General features: G+C 73.6%; 1 protein-coding gene. It reads left to right on the top strand.

Translation table 11 applies throughout. From position 1 onward, the window contains the following. Positions 1 to 552, top strand: a 552-nt coding sequence (locus ACPUER_RS37070) for an acyltransferase domain-containing protein (RefSeq protein WP_425133616.1), incomplete at both ends; no start/stop codon positions are given.

Here is a 552-nt window from a genome sequence, read left to right as displayed (position 1 = left end):
GCGGCTGGCGGAGCAGGGCGGCGGGCTGGTGATCGCCGCGCTGAACGGGCCGTCGCAGCAGGTGGTGGCGGGGACGTCGGCGCAGATCGAGGCGCTGCGTGCGCGGCTGGCGCAGGACGGGGTGCGCACGGATCTGCTGCCGGGCTCGCACGCGTTTCATTCGCCGCTGGTGGAGCCGATGCTGGGGGCGTACGAGGAGGTGCTGAAGGCGACGCGGCTGTGGGTGCCGCAACTGCCGCTGGTGTCGAACGTGAGCGGCGCGATGGCGGGCGCGGAAGTGGGGACGGCGGGGTATTGGGTCGAGCATACGCGCGCGCCGGTGCGGTTCGGCGTGGGGATCGAGGCGCTGGCGGCGCAGGGCGTGGATGTGGTGCTGGAGATCGGAGCGCGTCCGACGCTGACGGCGCTGGCGCGTCAGACGCTGGGGCTGGACAGCGAGATGGTGTTGCTGGCGAGCCTGCGCCCCGGACGCGGGGAGGTTGAGCAGATGCTGGAGAGCGCGGCGGCGCTGTACGTGCGCGGCGCGGCGCTGGACTGGGCAGCGTTGCATCG

It is taken from the genome of Burkholderia sp. DN3021 (genome assembly GCF_049805555.1).
Taxonomy (GTDB): Bacteria; Pseudomonadota; Gammaproteobacteria; order Burkholderiales; family Burkholderiaceae; genus Burkholderia; species Burkholderia pyrrocinia_C.
Note: the sequence above shows the minus strand (reverse complement) of the source record. Positions and strands in the feature narration are given on the sequence as shown.